Here is an 18,567-nt window from a genome sequence, read left to right on the forward strand (position 1 = left end):
TATAATTGGAGGGGAAGGCATATGATTTCAAGAGCTGAATTAAAAAATAGTGCTAAAATGCAATTAAAGGGTCATTGGGGATTAGCAATATTAACATGTTTAATATATACTATAATAGTAGAAGGAACAGGTGTTGAATCAGGGACAGCTACATCTTGGTTAAATGAAAATATAGTTATTACTTTGAACATAATAGGATTAATATTTGCAGGTCCAATACAATTAGGATTTAGTAGATTTATATTAAATTTAGCAATAGATAATGAAAAAGCTAAATTTACAGATTTATTCTCTGGATTTAATGTTTTTATAAAATCTTTTGTAATAAATTTAATAATAACTATAGCTTCAGTAATAGGAACATTTTTATTTGTAATACCAGGTATTATAGTGATGTTAATGTTCTCACAATCATATTATATATTAGCAGAAAATCCAGAGTTATCAATAATGGATTGTTTAAAGAAAAGTGCAAATATGATGAAAGGCTTTAAGTGGGAATTGTTTATATTAGAACTAAGTTTTCTAGGTTGGGCTATATTATGTGTATTTACTTTAGGAATAGGGTTCTTATGGTATACACCATATTATTATACTACATTAGGGAATTTTTATTTAAATTTAAAATCTATTTCTAACGAAGATATCTTGTAAAAATAATACAATATTTATATATAAATAAAAAAATGTATACTTGTCAGAACTGGCAAGTATACATTTTTTTATTAAAAATATTATTATATTAATCTAATATATATTAATAAAAACTATCACCATTTATCCTAAAAATAAATACTATATAATTAGAAAGGGGGATTAGTAAAATGAATTTAAAAAGAATTGACGAAAATAAAGATTTACAAAGTTTAAGAGATAAATGTAAAAGATTTTTAAATTACCACGTTGTATTAATGATGGAAGATGGACAAGTATTTGATGGAATTATTGAGAGTGTAGATAAAGATGGTGTTACTGTATTAGTTGGGGAAGATGTAATTGTAGATGAAGATAATAATCAACTAAGACGTGGCAGACAATTTGGAAGACCTAGAAGATTTAGACGTTTTAGACGTAGAAGATTCCCACTTAATCTTTTACTTGCCCTATCATTATTACAATTTCCTTTTTAAAAATTAATCTTTAACTTAAAATAGGAGCTATCTCCAAGTAGAAATTTGCTCCTATTACTTATTCTTAAAATAAATTTACAATATATATAAATATAATTTTTTAACCTTTTTGGTCACTACTAACTTGAGGAGCAGATGCAAATACTCTAGAAGCAAGTCTACTAAATGGTAAGCTTTGAATCCAAACATATCCAGGACCTGTAAGAGTTGCAAAAAATAACCCTTCACCGCCAAATAAGCTATTTTTTATACCACCTATAAATTCTATATCATATTTTATATCTTTTGTCATAGCTACTAAGCATCCAGTATCAACTTTTAATTTTTCACCAGGCATTAATTCTTTTTTTATAATAGTACCGCCAGCATGAATAAAGCAAAGACCATCTCCTTCTAATTTTTGAAGGATAAATCCCTCACCTCCAAAAAATCCAACACCAAGTTTTTTTCTAAAATCTATTCCAATACTTACTCCCTTAGCAGCGCATAAAAATGAATCTTTTTGACATATTAGCTTACCGTTCATTTCAGATAAGTCAATTGGTATTATTTTACCAGGATATGGTGATGCAAAAGATACTTTTTTTCTATTGTTAGAAGTATTAGTAAATGACGTCATAAAAAGACTTTCACCAGTTAAAACTCTTTTAGCAGCACCAAATAGCTTAGAACCACCTTTTTTACTGCCATCTCCAAATATAGTTTCCATAGAAATGTGTTCATCCATCATCATCATAGAACCAGCTTCAGCTACTACACTTTCACCTTTATCTAACTCAATTTCAACAAATTGCATGTCATGTCCATGTAGTTTATAATCTATTTCATGAGAATTCATAAAATATCCCTCCTTATGTATTTAATTATAATCTAATTATATATAAAGTATTATAAAAATTTAAAAGATATAGTTATTTTATAGAAAACTTTTTATACATTATATAAAAATAATAGCTAAAAATAGGCATAAATATGAGAATTTCAAGAAAGATTTTTTCATTGTGATATAATTATGTAAAGATATAGGATAACAATTTTATCAAGGGGGAAACAAATGGGGAATGTATCAATTAGGGAATGTAATGATTATGGATATGAAAGTGTAAAACATGCAATAAGTAAAAATTTAGAAGATTTAGGTGGGTTAGAAAAGTATATAAAACCAAATAGCAAAGTACTAATAAAGCCAAATTTGCTAATGAAAAAAAGTCCTAAAGAAGCAACAACTACTCATCCAATGGTAGTTAAAGTTGTGTGTGAAATGTTACTTAAGTTAAATTGTAAAATAATAATAGGAGATAGCCCAGGTGGTCCGTATACAGTACCTTCATTAAAAAGTATATATAAGTCAACTGGTATGAAAGATATAGCGGATGAACTAGGTGTAGAACTAAATTATGATATAAGTGAAATTAAGGTAGAAAATAAAAATGCTAAAGCTTTAAAATACATGAATATTATAACTCCAATAACTAAAGTAGATCATATAATAAATATATGTAAATTAAAAACTCATGGAATGGCAACATTTACAGGTGGAGTTAAAAATTTATATGGCTCTATAGCAGGACTTCAAAAAGCAGAAATACATTATAGATTTCCAAATGAAGAAAGATTTTGTGAAGATGTATTATTAGATATATGTTCTTATGTAAACCCAAGTTTGACTATTATGGATGGAATTGTAGGCATGGAAGGAGAAGGGCCTTCAGCTGGAACACCAAGAAAAATTGGCATAACATTAGCATCGCCTAGTCCTTATATGATAGATATAGTAGCATGTAAAGTTATAAATCTAGATATAAATAAAGTACCTACTATAAGAGGGAGTATAAAAAGAGAATATATAAAAAAAGACTTAAGTGATATATCTATAGTGGGTGATAACATAGAAAGATTTATAATAAAAGATTTTAAGATACCTAAAACTAGTAAAGATTTTAGGCTGTTATCATCAACTATGCCTAAATTTATACACGAGCCACTTACAAGGATGATAACTCCAAAGCCTTTTGTATCACATAAAGATTGTATAAAATGTAAAAAATGTATAGAAGTATGTCCGGCCAAGGTTATTACTTTAAATAATAAAATAGAAATAGACCTAAATAAATGTATAAGATGTTTTTGTTGCCATGAATTATGTCCTAAAAAAGCTATAGATATAAAGAGAAGTATAATATTTAAATTAATAAAGTAGATTATATAAATATTCGTATAATAATTATTATTTAATATCTAATTTAAAATTTTCTACTATAATATATGAGTTTTTTTAGAAAAAATATATTTAAATGTGAACTATAAAAAATAATTTTAGCATAAAATTCGTAAAACTATTTAAAATATACACAACTTAATGTATAATATAGTAAATTTAGTTATACATTAATCAGCTAAAGGGGAGATAAATATGATACTTATAAGAAATGGAAGACTAATAGACCCAAAAACAAAAAGAGATGAAGTAGTAGATATACTTATAAAAGATAATAAAATAGAAAAAATAGGGAATATAGATGAAAATGATGTTGATAGAATAATAGATGCTAAAGGATGTATAGTATCACCTGGGCTTATAGATGTACACGTTCATTTTAGAGATCCAGGATTTACTCATAAAGAAGATATATTAACAGGTTCAGCTTCAGCAGCTAAGGGAGGATTTACAACAGTTGTATGTATGGCAAATACTAATCCTATAGTTGATAATGAAGAAACTTTAGATTATATAAATGAAAAAGCTAAACTATCATCAATAAATGTATTACAAGCAAGTGCAATAACTAAAGGATTTAAAGGTAAAGAAATAGTTGATATGGATAAAATGATTAAAGCTGGTGCTGTAGGCTTTACTGATGATGGACTACCTATAATGGATAGTGATATTATACTTAAGGCTATGAACATGGCGAAGGAACGAAACGTTCCTCTTAGTTTTCATGAAGAAGACCCATCGCTTATAACTTGTGCTGGTATAAATGATGGTAAAATATCTAAACAAATGGGAATATTGGGTGCGCCAAATGTTGCTGAAGATGTTATGGTTAGTCGTGATTGTATGTTAGCTTTAAAAAGTGGGGCAAAAGTTAATATACAACATATAAGTTCTAAAAATTCAGTAGAAATGGTAAGATTTATAAAAAAGTTAGGTGCTAATGTATACGCAGAAGCAACACCACATCATTTTACACTAACTGAAGATGATGTATTAACTTATGGTACTAATGCTAAAATGAATCCACCACTTAGAACATTAGAAGATAAGATGGCAATAATTGAAGGTTTAAAGGACGATACAATTGAAATAATAGCAACAGATCATGCACCTCATACATATGAAGAGAAAAATGTAGAATTTACGAAAGCACCAAGTGGTATAATAGGTCTTGAAACTGCACTTTCTCTTGGTATAACTAGCTTAGTTAAAAACAATCATTTAGATATGATGAAGTTAATAGAGAAAATGACTATAAATCCAGCTAGATTATACAATCTAGAAAGTGGGAGCATAGAAGAAGGGAAAGTTGCTGATATAGTTATATTTGATGAAAATGAAGAATTCTTAGTAGATAAATTTGTATCAAAATGTGAAAATACTCCATTTAAAGGACATAAATTATTTGGTAAAGTAAAATATACTATATGTGGCGGTAAAGTCGTATTTGAAGATAAAAAATAAAATTATAAAGGGCTATATTAAAATATAGCCCTTTATAATTTTATTAATAAATTTAGTAAATCTTAAATTTTAATATAACTTTAAATAAATCTCCATCTATATCAAGCTTAAGACTACCACCTTGAAGATCCACTAAATTGCTACAAATAGATAATCCTAATCCACTTCCAGAAGTATTTCTAGAAACATCACCACGGACAAATCGCTCTAATAGTTCATCGGAAGAAATATTTAATCTATGATTAGATATATTTTTCATAGTAATAAATATATAGTCATCTTTAACATTAATATCTATATATACACGAGTATTAGCTAAAGAATATTTAGTAATATTAGTTATAAGATTTTCAAAAACCCTAAACATTCTTTTACCATCTATATTAGTAAATACAGGATAATCAGGCGTATCTATTATAAAATCTAGCTTAGAAGACTCTATTTTATCTTCTAATTCAACGATACTTTGAATTAGAAGTTCCTTTATATCAGTTTTTTTTAGATTAATTTCTATATCACCACTACTTATTTTAGATGCTTCAAATATGTCCTCAACTAAATCTTTAAGTCTAGTAGCTTTTTTATCTAGGATATTTATATAATCTTTAGTAGTTTTAGAATCTAATTCGTTATTTTTAAGTATATCTATATAGCTAACTATAGAAGTAAGTGGTGTTTTTAAGTCATGACTTACATTAGTTATAAGCTCTGTTTTCATTTTTTCACTTTTTAGTTGCTCATTAAGAGACTTTTCAAGTCCTAAGCTTATATTATTTATACTGCTTGCAATAGATGATATTTCATCATTACCAATTACCTTTAATTTATGGCTTAAGTCACCATTTTCTATAGTTTTTATATTTTTAGATATATATTCAATATATTTTGTTTTTTTAGTTAATAATTTGTATATATAAGAGTAAGGTATAATACTAAATAGGGAAAATAGCATAGCATAAATCATTGCAAAAATAGAAAAATAGCTTATAACTGATAAAAATATAAACATAATTATAAACTGTATTATTATAGATATTACTAATATACTAGCTATTTTATTGTTTATCGTTTTTTTATTTTGTTTATCTAAAAAATCCTTAATCATAGAAAGTACTATTAATCTAGATAATAAATTATTAGATGATAATTTAAAACTTTTATAAGCTATATAAGTAGTTGTAAGGATTAAAAAATCACATACTATAAGTGAATTATCAAAAAAATCTGGTGCAGATGACCAAGTATGAAATCTTATAAAGAATATAAAACCTATTATAAATAAAAATACTTCAATAGAAACATTTGAAGTTAGATTTATAAAAGAGTCAAATATTTTTATATTAGATTTTTTAGTTATGTTATAAACTACAATACAACCTATAGATATAGCTAAAGAAACTATAGTAACTATCACTTCAATACTTAAAATACTCCGATTATCTAAATGTATTACATTTCCAAAGAATATATATCTTGCTATTGGAGAATATTCATATATGTTATGAAAGCTAAATGCTAAATTAAATAGTGATTCAAAACATATAGACATAGATAAAAATAAAATTAGTAAAGAAGCTACCTTTAATTTTGAGTCTTCTATATTAATAGATTTATTTAATGTCTTCAATTTTATATCCAATTCCCCACACCACCTTTAAATATTTTGGTTCTTTAGGATTTATCTCTATTTTTTCTCTTATCCTTCTAACATGAACAGCAACGGTTTTTTCACAGTTATAAGCTATATCATCCCAAGCATTTTCATATATTTCTGTAGATGAAAATACGATTCCCTTATTTAAAAGTAAAAATTCAAGTATCTTGTACTCAATAGGAGTTACTTTAATAACTTCTCCATCTAAACTAACTACTTTAGTATCTTTATTTAAACTAAGACCACCACTTTTTAATACGTTAGAATCGTTAATATTCTTATTACTAGAGTTACTATTTAAGTTAATAAATCTTCTTAATTGAGATTTAACACGAGCAATGAGCTCTAGTGGATTAAATGGCTTTGTAATATAATCATCAGCCCCCATATTGAGACCTAAAATTTTATCAATATCTTGATTTTTAGAAGATAAAAGTATTATAGGAATATTATTATTTTCTCTTATTTTTAAAGTCGCTTTAAGACCATCAAGATTTGGCATCATCACATCCATAATAACTAAATCTACATTATTATCTATTAAAGTTTCAATAGCATCAATTCCATCATAAGCTTTTAATACATTAAAACCCTCAGGTTTTAAATAAAATTCTATCGCATCAACTATTTCTTTATCATCATCAACTATTAATATATTTTCATTCATTTTATCACTCCCTTAAAACAATTATATCATACAACTAAAAAACATATTTTAACAATAAATTATAGATTTATTAAGAATTTATAAACCAATGTATTAATTATTACAAAATTATTAAGAAATTTATACTATTAACACAAGCATAGTAAACATATAAATATCTATGATATACTATAATTAGAAAGCATAATGAGGGGGATGTTATGAAAAAAAGGGTTATATTAGGAGTAGTAGCAGGAGTATTAGCACTAACTAGCATAGGATTTGGGAAAAAGGAAAATATTGAGGTAAATGTACTTGGAACAACAGATTTACATGGGATAGTAAGTAAGGATTTAGAAAAATATGTAAATGAACAAAGAAAAAAAGGATGAAAATTTGATATTAGTAGATAGTGGAGATTTTTTTGATATGCAAACTCCAGAAATGAACTCATGGTTTAAAAAAAATAGTGTAATAGTTGAAGAAAATGGGTTTCCTATTCTACGATTTAAAGATGGTGAAATAGAAGGAGTTGCTCCAATAGTAACTAATATGGGAAAATTAAAATATGATGCTGTGATTCTTGGAAATCATGAGTTTGTATCCAATAATAAAAGTCGTTTAGATACATTAATAAATGATTTTAAAGATAATAATATGGAAATATTATCTGCAAACACATATAAAAGTAATAATGAAAACTATACAAAGCCATACATAATAAAAAATATTAATACAAAATATGGAGACTTAAAAATAGGAATATTAGGACTAACCATAAAAGAAGTAGGAGAATCAAAAGAATGGGATGGAGAAAAATTGGTTCCTACTAAATCAAGAGAATTAAAAGATCAAGATGGATATGAGGGTAAATTATATATGAATGATTTAGTAGAAGATGCTAAAAAATGGGTACCTAAAATGAAAAAAGATGGGGCTGATATAATAATAAGTGTGGTTCATAGTGGGGAAGAACCTAAAAAGCCCAAAAATCCAGGAAATAAAATAAAAGAATTAGCAAGAGAAACTAGTGATATAGATGTTATATTTGCAGGGCATACTCATAAGACGATAGATGAAAATAAATACACTAACAAAGATGGTAAAGAAGTAATAGTAACTCAAGGTGGAAAACATTCAGAGGCAATAGCTCATTCTAAACTCCAATTAGAGAAAGTAAAAGATGGTTGGAAAGTAATAGAAAAAAGTAGTGAAGTTATATCTTTCAAATAAAAAATAATTTGGATTAATAAGGTTAAGTATTGATTATTTTAATAAACTTAATTTCATATAAAGTAAAAATATATTCAATTTATATAATAAGAAAAACTGTATTGTAATTAAAATATTAAAAGAAGTGAACTATTATAATAATTCACTTCTTTTAATATTTTTATATTTTCAATTTCTTATATTTGGTCTATAAAAAATCTTTTATACCAAACTAAGAAAGTATATATAGTATATATTTTACGAGCATTATTAGTTTTGCCATTAAAGTGGTCATCTAAAAGTTTCACTATTTCATTAGTATTAAAAAATTCATTAGCATAATCACTTGTAAAACTTTCCTTTATTGTATTATAATATCTTTCCTCTTTAAACCAATGTCTTATAGGTACAGGGAATCCTTTTTTCTCTCTTTTAGCCCAAGCATCAGGAAGCTTATTTTTAGCAGCTTCTCTTAAAGCAAGTTTTGTAGTACCATTATTAACTCTATATTTTGGAGGGATAGTTTCTCCTACTTTCATAACTTCAATATCTAAAAATGGAACTCTTAGTTCTAGAGAATGAGCCATACTCATTTTATCAGCTTTAAGTAATATATCTCCTGCTAACCATAATTTTAAGTCAAGATATTGTTTTTTAGTTAAGTCATCCATATGTGAAACTTTATCATATATAGGTTTAGTTATATCTTTTATAGAAGGAGCATTTTTATAGTTTGGCTTTAATATAGAATTAGCCTCTTTTTCTTCAAATATAAAAGCTTGTCCTATAAAGTAATCTTCAACTTTAGAACCACCTCTAATTATTGTTGTTCTACCTTTAAAATAAGGTAGTTTTTTTGCAGTCATTGCTAATGGTTTTCTTATGAAAGAAGGAAGTTTTTTATATTTTTTTAATCTATCATCATCATCATACCATTCATATCCTCCAAAAATTTCATCAGCACCTTCGCCAGATAATACAACAGTAACATGTTCTCTAGCAAGTTTTGATAAGAAGTATAGTGGTATGCATGATGGATTTGATTGAGGTTCATCCATATGATACAAAATAGTTGATAAGTTTTCAAAACATTCTTCTGAAGTTAGTAGCTTTTGTATATTTTTAATTTCTAACATGTCAGATAGATCTTTAGCTAGTCCAGACTCATTAAAATTGTCTTCTTCAAAACCAACAGAGAAAGTTTTAGCAGGCATTAAAGATGCAGTTATATAACTAGAATCAACACCACCAGATAAAAAACTACCAACAGGTACTTCACTGTTTTTATGAATATCAACAGATTCAGCTACAACATTTTCTATTCTTTTAATACTTTCATCAAGTGAAATTTCTTCATTTTTAAATTCTACATCAAAGTACTCTCTTATTTTCAATTCACCATTTTTATAAATCATATAATGTCCTGGCTTTAATTTATAAACTCCTTTAAAGAAAGTTTCATCAAGTACTGAGTATTGAAAAGTTAAATAAGGTTTTAGAGCCTCTTTATTGACTTCTTTTTTGAAATCCTTATAAGCTAAAAAACTTTTAATCTCTGAACCAAATAATAATTTATCATTATCGATTCTAGAGTAGTAAAAAGGTTTTATACCAAAAGGGTCCCTTGCAGCAAAAAGGGTTTTAGCTTTTTTATCCCATATAGAAAAAGCAAACATACCTCTTAGTTTTTTTACCATAAATTTTCCGAACTCTTCATATGCATGTATTAAAACTTCACTATCCGTTTGAGTTTTAAATATATGACCTTTTTCAATTAGTTCATCACGTAATTCTTTATAATTATAAATTTCACCATTAAATACTAATACTAAACTATTATCTTCATTATATAAAGGTTGCAACCCATTATCAACTCCGATTATACTAAGTCTTCTAAATCCAAGGGCTATATCTTCGTTAATAAAAGTTCCCATTTCATCAGGACCCCTGTGAACAATAGCCTCTAGCATATTATTTAATATATTTTCTTTATCTGAATTTTTATCAATAAATCCTACAAATCCGCACATAAACCTTACACCTCTAATTATTATCTATATTAAACTAATTTTTTATATCTTTTTAACATATATAAATTTTACAAAACTTATATAGCAATGGTGTGTCAATGATGTGTCAGTTTTGTGTCAAAATTTATCATTTAAGGTAAAAATAAGTTGTTAAAATATAGTAAGATATATATATACAAAAAATATAACCATAAATCCTATTCATGTTACAAAATTGTTTCATTCATGTAACATACATAATATATAAATAGTTTATAGTTAAATATATAATAGGTAGGTAGAATTATTTAAAAGAAAGAAGTGAAGTATCTATGGAAAAAATACTAATAGTTGAAGATGAAGAAAATATATCAGATTTACTGGCATATTCTTTGGGAAAAGAAGGATACAAAACAGAAGTAGCAGAAAATGGGAAAAAGGCTTTTGAGCTTATAGAAAGTTTTAATCCAGATTTAATAATGCTAGATTTAATGCTTCCAGATATAAGTGGATTAGATATATGTAAAAAAGTTACAACTACATATTCAACGCCTATTATAATGTTGACGGCAAAATCAGATACAATAGATAAAATACTAGGGATAGAATTAGGTGCTGATGATTATATAACAAAGCCCTTCAATGTAAGAGAGGTTATAGCAAGAGTAAAGTCTATATTTAGGAGAATAGATTTGCTATCAAAATCTATTAAAAGCGAAGAAGATAAAATAAAGCTACAAAATGGATTAGAAATAAATAAAAGTGAGATGAGAGTAAAAAATGATAAAGATGAAGCAATTCATTTAACTAGTAAAGAATATGAGTTACTACTTTATTTTATAAATAATAAAAATAAAGTATTGACGAGAAATCAGCTCTTAGAAAATATATGGGGGATAAACTTTGAATGTGAAACAAGAACAGTAGATACTCATGTTCAAAGGCTTAGAAAAAAATTAAAAGAATATAACTGTATTGAAACTGTAATAGGAACAGGATACAAACTAAATGATAAGAGTAGGTAAATATGAAAAAATCTATAACTAATAAAATAATGCTATTTTTCTTAGGAATAATATTTTTTGTAATATATTCCATAGTAACATATAGCAATTCAGTACTCAAAAATAACAATGAATTTATAATTGATAAAGAGATAAAAGAAAAATCTAAAAGCATTGACTTATACCTAAAAGAGTATTTTGAATTTAATAGACTAAACCTTAATAATATATCTTTTAGAGCGGCTTCTAGTAACATATCAAAGGATTTAAGCTACAGACTAGAAAGTATGGTATATATATATGATAGTGAAGGTAAGCTAGTATATCCAAGAACCAAAAATTCTCAAAAGTTAGAGAAAACGCAAGATTTAGATGAGGCTATAGATCAAAAGGTATCTTACACTATAAAGCATAGTAATTCTAAAACCAATGTATATTCATCATATCCAATACTACATGATGATAAGTTAATAGGAATTATAAGGTATAAAAGTGATTACACATATTTATATAATCAAAGTAAATCTTTTATAGAAAAGATAGCTTATTTTTCTATAGGCGTATTTTTTATAAGTATACTAATAGCATACATTATATCTAAAAAGATAACTAAGCCTATAATAACTTTAGCTAATAAAACTAAAGAGATAGCAAGTGGTAATTTTGATATAGATATAGATATTAATTCAGATGATGAACTAGGTCGTTTAAGCTTAGATTTTGAAACCATGGCAAAAAAAATAAAACATCAAATTAAGATAATAGAAAAAGATAGAGATGATTTAATTGAATTATCAAAAAAACAAAAGAGATTTTTTGATAATGTAACCCATGAACTTAAAACACCAATGACCACTATAATAGGATATAGTGAAGTTTTAAAGGATAATCAGTTTACAGATGAAAAATTTTTTAATAAAGGTATAGATAGAATTATATCAGAGGCTAATAGGTTAAATAGAATGATAGTTCAATTAATAGAAATATCTAGAAATTCTAAAAAAGATTTTGACTATGAACTTAAAAAAATAAATGTATCAAAAATCATAATAAGTATTTGTGAGGACATGATACACAAGTCTCAAAAATATAATATGAAAATAGATGTAGATGTTAAGGAAAATTTAAAAATAATTGGAAATGAAGATAAGATAAAGGAAATATTAATAAATCTATTAGATAATGCTATTAAATATGGAAAAATAAATACAACCATATATGTAAAAGCAGAGGTTAATGATGGATATATAAATATAAAAGTAGTTGATAGTGGTGAAGGAATTTGTGAGAGTGAACTAGAAAATATATTATCACCATTTTATAGAGTATCTAAAAGTGATACTAGAGAGATTGGTAGTACAGGTTTAGGTCTTGCTATTGTAAAATCTATAGTTGAAAGTTATAACGGCATTATTGAAATACAAAGCGAAGTAAACAAAGGAACCATGGTTTTAGTTAAATTGCCTACAATAAGTTAAGGAGGAGACATGAAAAATTTTAATATCTTTAAAAAAGAGAAAAGTAATTTAATAGTTTTGTTTTGTATTGTAGGTATACTTTCTATGATAATATACTTTGGTATAAATAAAGATAAGGAATACACTAAAAATGTAAATTTAAGTTCTAGTAAATATATATATAATGAGAATAAATTAAAAAAAAAGGATGAACCTATAAAGCTTAACTCAGTAATATCTTTAAGTAGGAATGTATTATCCATGAAGATTTTAGATAATAATATATTACTATTTGAATCAGAAAAGGGCAAAACTGATATAGTATCTATAGATATTAAAAGCAAAGAAAAAAAATTAATAAATAGCAGTAGTGCTGGAAAAGTTATGTACTATGGTTATAGAAGTATATCTCCAAATGGAGAAGTACTTCTATGCATACAAGATTATAAAAATAAACCAGTAACTAGTATATTAAACTTAAAAGAAAATAGTTCTAAGATATTAGAAAGTAGGCCTATTACAATATTAAGCTGGGTTTTAGATAGTAGTGGATTTATATATACTATAGATAATAGCTTAATTTATTATGATATAATCAATGGAACTAAAAGAGAGATATATAAATTTAAAGATGATGAGTTTATACATAAAGTCGAATTTTCTAGTGATGGAACAAAGTTATATATGTTTATGGAAAAGCTATTGAAAAATAATCATACAAAAAGTATTTTGCTAGAATATGATTTAAAAATGAATAAGTCAACTATTAAAATAAATAGCAATAATATTATAGATATGGAAGTATTCAATAATGGAAGTATATTAACTTTAGAACATAGAGATGGAATAAATAGAATATATATAAATACTAAAAATAAATCTGAAGAGCTAGATATAAAAAATGTAGAATCAATTTATTTAAATAACAATAGAAGTAAACTTGTAATAATAACTACAAATAACAATTATGAGATGGAAATAGGAATATATGATGTTAAAAATAGAAGTGAAAATACTAAATTAAGTAAGGTAGGAAATATAAGTGGAATAACAAGGATAGGTTCTATAAGTATAAATAATGAAAATCAACTTGCTTATTTAGTTAGGGATAAACTACAAAATTTAAGATTATATATTTATGATATATAAATAAAACTAAAAATAAATTATATAAAATTTAAAAAATATTATAGAAATAAGCTACATAGTTAACTAAAATTATATTATAAAGAAAGCTTAAGGGGAAGATAATATGAAATCTATAAAAATATGTATAGGAAGTGCTTGTCACTTAAAAGGATCATATGAAGTTATAGAGGCATTTAAAAAACTAATAAAGGAAAATAACTTAGAACAAGAGATAGAATTATGCGCATCTTTTTGTATAGGAAATTGTAAAGAAGCAGTATCAGTTATGAGATGGGACGGAGTAGTATTTTCTGTTGATAAAGAAAATGCAAAAGATATATTTGAGCGTGAGTTTAAGATATAAAATTAACTATCAGGGGGAATAGACTATGTGGTTTATGAGCTTTTCCAAAGCAAATTGTAAAAATTGCTATGCATGTATAAGAACTTGCTTTGTACATGCTATAAAAGTAAAAGAAGAACAAGCACATATTATAAAGGAGAGATGTATAATATGTGGCAAATGTTTTAAAGCTTGTCCACAAAATGCCAAGCTTATAAAATCAGAAGTATCTATGATAAAGCACTACAATAAAATGGGGAAAACTGTAGTTGCATCACTTGCACCAAGCTTTAGCGCAATATATGGCAAAAATAGCTTAAAAATTCCAACAGCACTAAAAAAGTTAGGATTTAATTATGTAAAAGAAACTGTAGAGGTTACTGATTTAGTATTAGATGAATACATAAAATATGCAAATAAAGAAAATGATGATGTGTATATAACAAGTTTTTGCCCATCTATAAATAATCTAATCCAAAAACACTACCCTGAACTAACTAAAAATATAATACCTGTAACATCACCGTCAATACTACATGGAAGAATACTAAAAGAAAAATATCCAGATTCTAAAGTGGTTTTTATAGGACCATGCTTATCTAAAAAAACTGACGCACACGATGAAAAATCTATAAATTCTGTTATAACTTTTGAAGAATTAGATAAGTGGTTTAAAGAGGAGAATATAGATTTAGAAAGTCTAGAGGATGGAGAATTTAAATATATAGAAAAAGAAAAAAGAATGTTGCCTATAATAGGAAGCATAACAGAGAAAATAAAAAGTCAGAAACCAAAAAGAACTATAATACAAGTGGATGGAGTTAGAGAGTGTATAGAGGTTTTAGATGAAATAAAAAAAGGAAAATTTAAAAATACTTTATTTGAAATGACTGCTTGTAGACATGGTTGTATTGGTGGATCTGGTATGCCTGAGGACAATAATAGTGTTTATGAAAAAAAAGAAAATATAAAAGAATTTTCAAAATACTTAGATGAAAATAAGAGCTTAATAATTGAAAATGACACTTCAAAAAATAAAAACATAAATATATCAATTTATAAAGAATTCCCAGCAAAAGATTATAAATTAAAACAACCAAGTGAAAATGAACTTAAGGAAATATTAAGAGATATGGGAAAATACGATAAAAGTGATGAGCTAAACTGCGGTGGATGTGGATATCATTCTTGTAGGGAAAAAGCAATAGCAGTATATAATAATATGGCTGAAATAAATATGTGTTTACCATTTATGAGGGAAAAAGCAGAAAATCTAACTAGTACTATATTTGAGATGACACCAAATATGATAGCCGTAGTAAATAAAGAATTAGAAATAGCTAGATTAAATCCAGCGGCAGAACATTTTTTTAATATGTCTAGCAATAAAGCTAAGAATATTCCTATAGGAATGTTTCTAGAAGAAGAAAAATTTAAAAATGTAAAAACAAGTAAGAAAAATATATACAAAGAAAGGATAATACTAAAAGAAAGTAACTCAACTATAATTCAAAGTATAATATGGTTAGATAAAAATCAGGTATTGCTTTGGATAGGAGACGATATAACAGAGGATGAAAAACTAAAAAATAAAATAAAAAGTATGAAAATAGATGCTGTTAATATGGCTCAAGATGTTATAGACAAACAAATGATAGTAGCACAAGAAATAGCAAGTCTTCTTGGAGAAACAACGGCTCAAACTAAGGTTACACTAACAAATCTTAAACAGCTTATAAAAGAAGAGGAGAATTTATAATGGATTTTTTTATAGATTTTGCTAGTAGTAGCTTAAACAAATATGGTGAAGAATTATGTGGCGATAAAGTTGAGTTTTATAATGATGAAGAGATGTTTATCGCAGTGCTATCAGATGGACTTGGAAGTGGAGTAAAAGCAAATATATTAGCAACTTTAACATCTAAAATAGCTATAACTATGCTAAAAGAAGGAGTTAAAATAGAAGAGGTTGTAGATACAATAGTAAAAACTTTACCAGTATGCTCAGAGCGAAATTTAGCATATTCAACTTTTACAATAGTTAAAATAGCAAAAGATAATATTGCCTATATTGCAGAGTTTGACAATCCTAGTATATTTTTTTTAAGTGATAGAGAAATCAAAAAAATAGAATGGAGTACTATTGATATAGATGGACGCAAGGTAAAAGAAAGTCAGTTTAAAGTTCATGAAAAAGATACTTTAGTATTTGTCAGCGATGGAGTCATACATGCTGGAGTTGGAACTATCCTAAATTTAGGGTGGCAGTGGGAAAATGTAGATGAATACCTAAAGAAAAATATAAATAAATCTATGTCGGCTAAACAAGTAACTGATTTATTATTAGGCGCTTGCGATCAACTATATATGCAAAAGCCAGGGGATGACACAACGGTAGCCACTATAAAGGCTATAAGGCGTAAAAATGCAGTATTATTTTCAGGTCCTCCAATAGATAATGCTATAGATAGTAAAATAGTAGATACTATAATGAAGACTCATGGCAAAAAGATAGTATGTGGAGGTACTACTGCAAATATAGTAGCAAGAGAACTAGGTGTAGAACTAAAAACTAGTTTTGATATTTTTGATAAAAATATACCACCTATAGGTTATATAAAGGGGATTGACTTGGTAACAGAAGGTGTATTAACTATTAAGGAAACAATAAAAAAGCTTAAAAGAATAAAATATGAAACTAATTTAAACTTTTTATATAAAGAAGATGGTGCATCAAAATTAGCTAGAATGCTTTATGAGGATTGTACACATATAACTTTAATAGTTGGAAGAGCAATAAATCCAGCACACCAAAATCCTGATTTTCCAAATGAGCTAAGTATAAAGCTATATCTTATGAATGAACTTAAAAAAGAGCTAATAGCTTTAGGAAAAATAGTAGATATAAAATTTTACTAAAGGCACAGTTATGTGCCTTTAATTTATTATACAAGTATTTTAACATTTCATAATATAAGTGCATATAACATAAGTATTAGCCATTAAAAATTTTATAAAAATTTACGTACTTGAAATTAAAGTTTTATAGTAGTATAATTACTCCTTGATTATAAGAAAAGTAATTATAATTTTAATTAAAAAAATGATTACTGATTAAAAATTTATATCGGTATAATAGCTTAAACAAATATGAAATGAGGGATGAATTTGGAAACAAATATTACTAAAAGATTAATGATTAATAAGTTAATTTTACTTATTATCATAATAGCATTTGTAAATATGTTCTCTTTTTTATTTGGAACGGAAAACACCCTAACAGGGGTAACAGTAATAACAGGTGCATTAATGTTTAAGGATATAGATTTAGGATACAATGTCAAAGAATCTGTATTTATAACTATAGGATTATTTACTTTTATAGGAATAGTTACATATTTAACTAGTCAAGTTGGAATATTACTTGGGATATTAATAAACCTTATATCAGTATTTATGGTAATCTATATAACATCAGAAAATTTACAAACAAAAGTATTTTTACCATTTATTTTACTTTATGTATTCTTAGATGGAACACCTATTGATGAAACACAAGCTATTATGAGGGTAGTAGCATCTTTTATAGGTGGAGTTATAATGGCTTTAACACTTTATATAAGTCATTATAAAAAACAAATATCAAAAAAATCTATAAAAGAAGATTTATGTAAAGAAAATATAGATTTTTCTAGTGAAAGGTTTAGATTTGCAGTAAAAATGGCAATAGGTATAAGTATAGCAATACTTATAGGGAGGGTTTTAAATACTCAAAAGGCTATGTGGATTACTATAGCAGTAATGTCACTAACTCAATCACAACATGAAGATTCAAAACAGCGTATGAAAGAAAGACTTATAAGTACAATATTAGGAGCTATAGCTTTTGTTATATTATTTAAAGTATTGGTGCCAGAAAAATACTTTACTTTTGTAACCCTTAGCTTAGGATATATATATACATTCATATACGAATATAAAATAAAGATGTTTTTCGTAGCTATAAATGCTTTAGTGGCATCTATGTTTATATTTAATACGCCAACATCTATAGCATTAAGAATTGGATTTTTAACTATAGGAATATGTGTTGTATATATTATAAGTAAAGGTGAAGAGGTTATATCTAAAATAAAAGACAAAGAGCAATCAGCTATATTTGAATAATATAATAAAAATAATATCAATACTATATACAGAAAAGTTTAATCTGAATATAGTATTTTTGATTGGAATGAAATTATAAATTCTCTATTTTATGAAAGATTTGAGTAACAAATACAATTGAATTGAGAAAGAAGG

General features: G+C 25.9%; 17 protein-coding genes. 13 read left to right on the forward strand and 4 right to left on the reverse strand.

Annotation, left to right across the window (positions count from 1 at the left end):
* Positions 1–21 precede the first annotated feature (21 nt).
* Complete coding sequence (locus I1959_RS03250) at positions 22–654, forward strand: DUF975 family protein (RefSeq protein ID WP_207733513.1); 633 nt, start codon at positions 22–24, stop codon at positions 652–654.
* Between the two features lie 170 nt (positions 655–824).
* Positions 825–1,130: a hypothetical protein gene (locus I1959_RS03255; protein WP_195237082.1), complete on the forward strand. Its 306-nt coding sequence runs from the start codon at positions 825–827 to the stop codon at positions 1,128–1,130.
* A gap of 100 nt (positions 1,131–1,230) precedes the next feature.
* Here I1959_RS03255 and I1959_RS03260 read toward each other — a convergent pair whose 3' ends face one another.
* Positions 1,231–1,968 (reverse strand): TIGR00266 family protein, encoded by a 738-nt coding sequence (locus I1959_RS03260; RefSeq protein WP_092926256.1) that lies wholly within the window; start codon positions 1,966–1,968, stop codon positions 1,231–1,233.
* 216 nt (positions 1,969–2,184) lie between these two features.
* On the opposite strand from I1959_RS03260, the gene I1959_RS03265 reads away from it, so the two are divergent.
* Entirely contained in the window at positions 2,185–3,330 is a 1,146-nt protein-coding gene (locus I1959_RS03265) for a DUF362 domain-containing protein (protein WP_166505260.1), read from the forward strand.
* 213 nt (positions 3,331–3,543) lie between these two features.
* The gene (locus I1959_RS03270) at positions 3,544–4,812 is read left to right on the forward strand and encodes a dihydroorotase (protein ID WP_195237083.1); all 1,269 of its coding nucleotides are present in this window, start codon (positions 3,544–3,546) and stop codon (positions 4,810–4,812) included.
* A 52-nt stretch (positions 4,813–4,864) separates the two neighbouring features.
* Here I1959_RS03270 and I1959_RS03275 read toward each other — a convergent pair whose 3' ends face one another.
* Complete coding sequence (locus I1959_RS03275; protein ID WP_240275925.1) at positions 4,865–6,451, reverse strand: HAMP domain-containing sensor histidine kinase; 1,587 nt, start codon at positions 6,449–6,451, stop codon at positions 4,865–4,867.
* Positions 6,423–7,133 (reverse strand): response regulator transcription factor, encoded by a 711-nt coding sequence (locus I1959_RS03280; RefSeq protein ID WP_195237084.1) that lies wholly within the window; start codon positions 7,131–7,133, stop codon positions 6,423–6,425. Before I1959_RS03280 ends, I1959_RS03275 begins: the two co-directional genes overlap by 29 nt.
* A 200-nt stretch (positions 7,134–7,333) precedes the next feature.
* Here I1959_RS03280 and I1959_RS03285 point away from each other — a divergent pair, with 200 nt between their 5' ends.
* A complete protein-coding gene (locus I1959_RS03285; protein ID WP_195237085.1) occupies positions 7,334–7,504 on the forward strand; it encodes a hypothetical protein in 171 nt (56 codons plus the stop codon).
* Positions 7,482–8,345 carry a metallophosphoesterase gene (locus I1959_RS03290; protein ID WP_195237086.1) on the forward strand — a complete coding sequence of 288 codons (864 nt, stop codon included), beginning with the start codon at positions 7,482–7,484 and terminating at the stop codon, positions 8,343–8,345. The genes I1959_RS03285 and I1959_RS03290 overlap by 23 nt, the downstream gene beginning before the upstream one ends.
* A 176-nt stretch (positions 8,346–8,521) precedes the next feature.
* Here I1959_RS03290 and asnB read toward each other — a convergent pair whose 3' ends face one another.
* On the reverse strand, positions 8,522–10,354 hold the full coding sequence (gene asnB / locus I1959_RS03295; protein WP_195237087.1) for an asparagine synthase (glutamine-hydrolyzing): 1,833 nt from the start codon (positions 10,352–10,354) through the stop codon (positions 8,522–8,524).
* Positions 10,355–10,665: 311 nt separating this feature from the next.
* Between asnB and I1959_RS03300 the strand changes: the two genes are divergently transcribed.
* From I1959_RS03300 to I1959_RS03330, 7 genes are all read left to right on the forward strand, one after another.
* Entirely contained in the window at positions 10,666–11,358 is a 693-nt protein-coding gene (locus I1959_RS03300) for a response regulator transcription factor (protein ID WP_092926244.1), read from the forward strand.
* Between the two features lie 2 nt (positions 11,359–11,360).
* Complete coding sequence (locus tag I1959_RS03305) at positions 11,361–12,815, forward strand: HAMP domain-containing sensor histidine kinase (protein WP_166505264.1); 1,455 nt, start codon at positions 11,361–11,363, stop codon at positions 12,813–12,815.
* Between the two features lie 9 nt (positions 12,816–12,824).
* The gene (locus I1959_RS03310) at positions 12,825–13,943 is read left to right on the forward strand and encodes a hypothetical protein (RefSeq protein WP_092926240.1); all 1,119 of its coding nucleotides are present in this window, start codon (positions 12,825–12,827) and stop codon (positions 13,941–13,943) included.
* 103 nt (positions 13,944–14,046) lie between these two features.
* Complete coding sequence (locus I1959_RS03315; protein ID WP_166505265.1) at positions 14,047–14,286, forward strand: (2Fe-2S) ferredoxin domain-containing protein; 240 nt, start codon at positions 14,047–14,049, stop codon at positions 14,284–14,286.
* A gap of 25 nt (positions 14,287–14,311) precedes the next feature.
* The gene (locus tag I1959_RS03320; protein ID WP_195237088.1) at positions 14,312–16,024 is read left to right on the forward strand and encodes a [Fe-Fe] hydrogenase large subunit C-terminal domain-containing protein; all 1,713 of its coding nucleotides are present in this window, start codon (positions 14,312–14,314) and stop codon (positions 16,022–16,024) included.
* The gene (locus tag I1959_RS03325) at positions 16,024–17,184 is read left to right on the forward strand and encodes a SpoIIE family protein phosphatase (protein ID WP_195237089.1); all 1,161 of its coding nucleotides are present in this window, start codon (positions 16,024–16,026) and stop codon (positions 17,182–17,184) included. The genes I1959_RS03320 and I1959_RS03325 overlap by 1 nt, the downstream gene beginning before the upstream one ends.
* A 276-nt stretch (positions 17,185–17,460) precedes the next feature.
* On the forward strand, positions 17,461–18,432 hold the full coding sequence (locus I1959_RS03330; RefSeq protein WP_195237090.1) for an FUSC family protein: 972 nt from the start codon (positions 17,461–17,463) through the stop codon (positions 18,430–18,432).
* Positions 18,433–18,567: the final 135 nt, after the last annotated feature.

The organism is Romboutsia sp. 1001285H_161024_C4 (assembly GCF_015550185.1).
Lineage (GTDB): Bacteria > Bacillota > Clostridia > Peptostreptococcales > Peptostreptococcaceae > Romboutsia_C > Romboutsia_C hominis.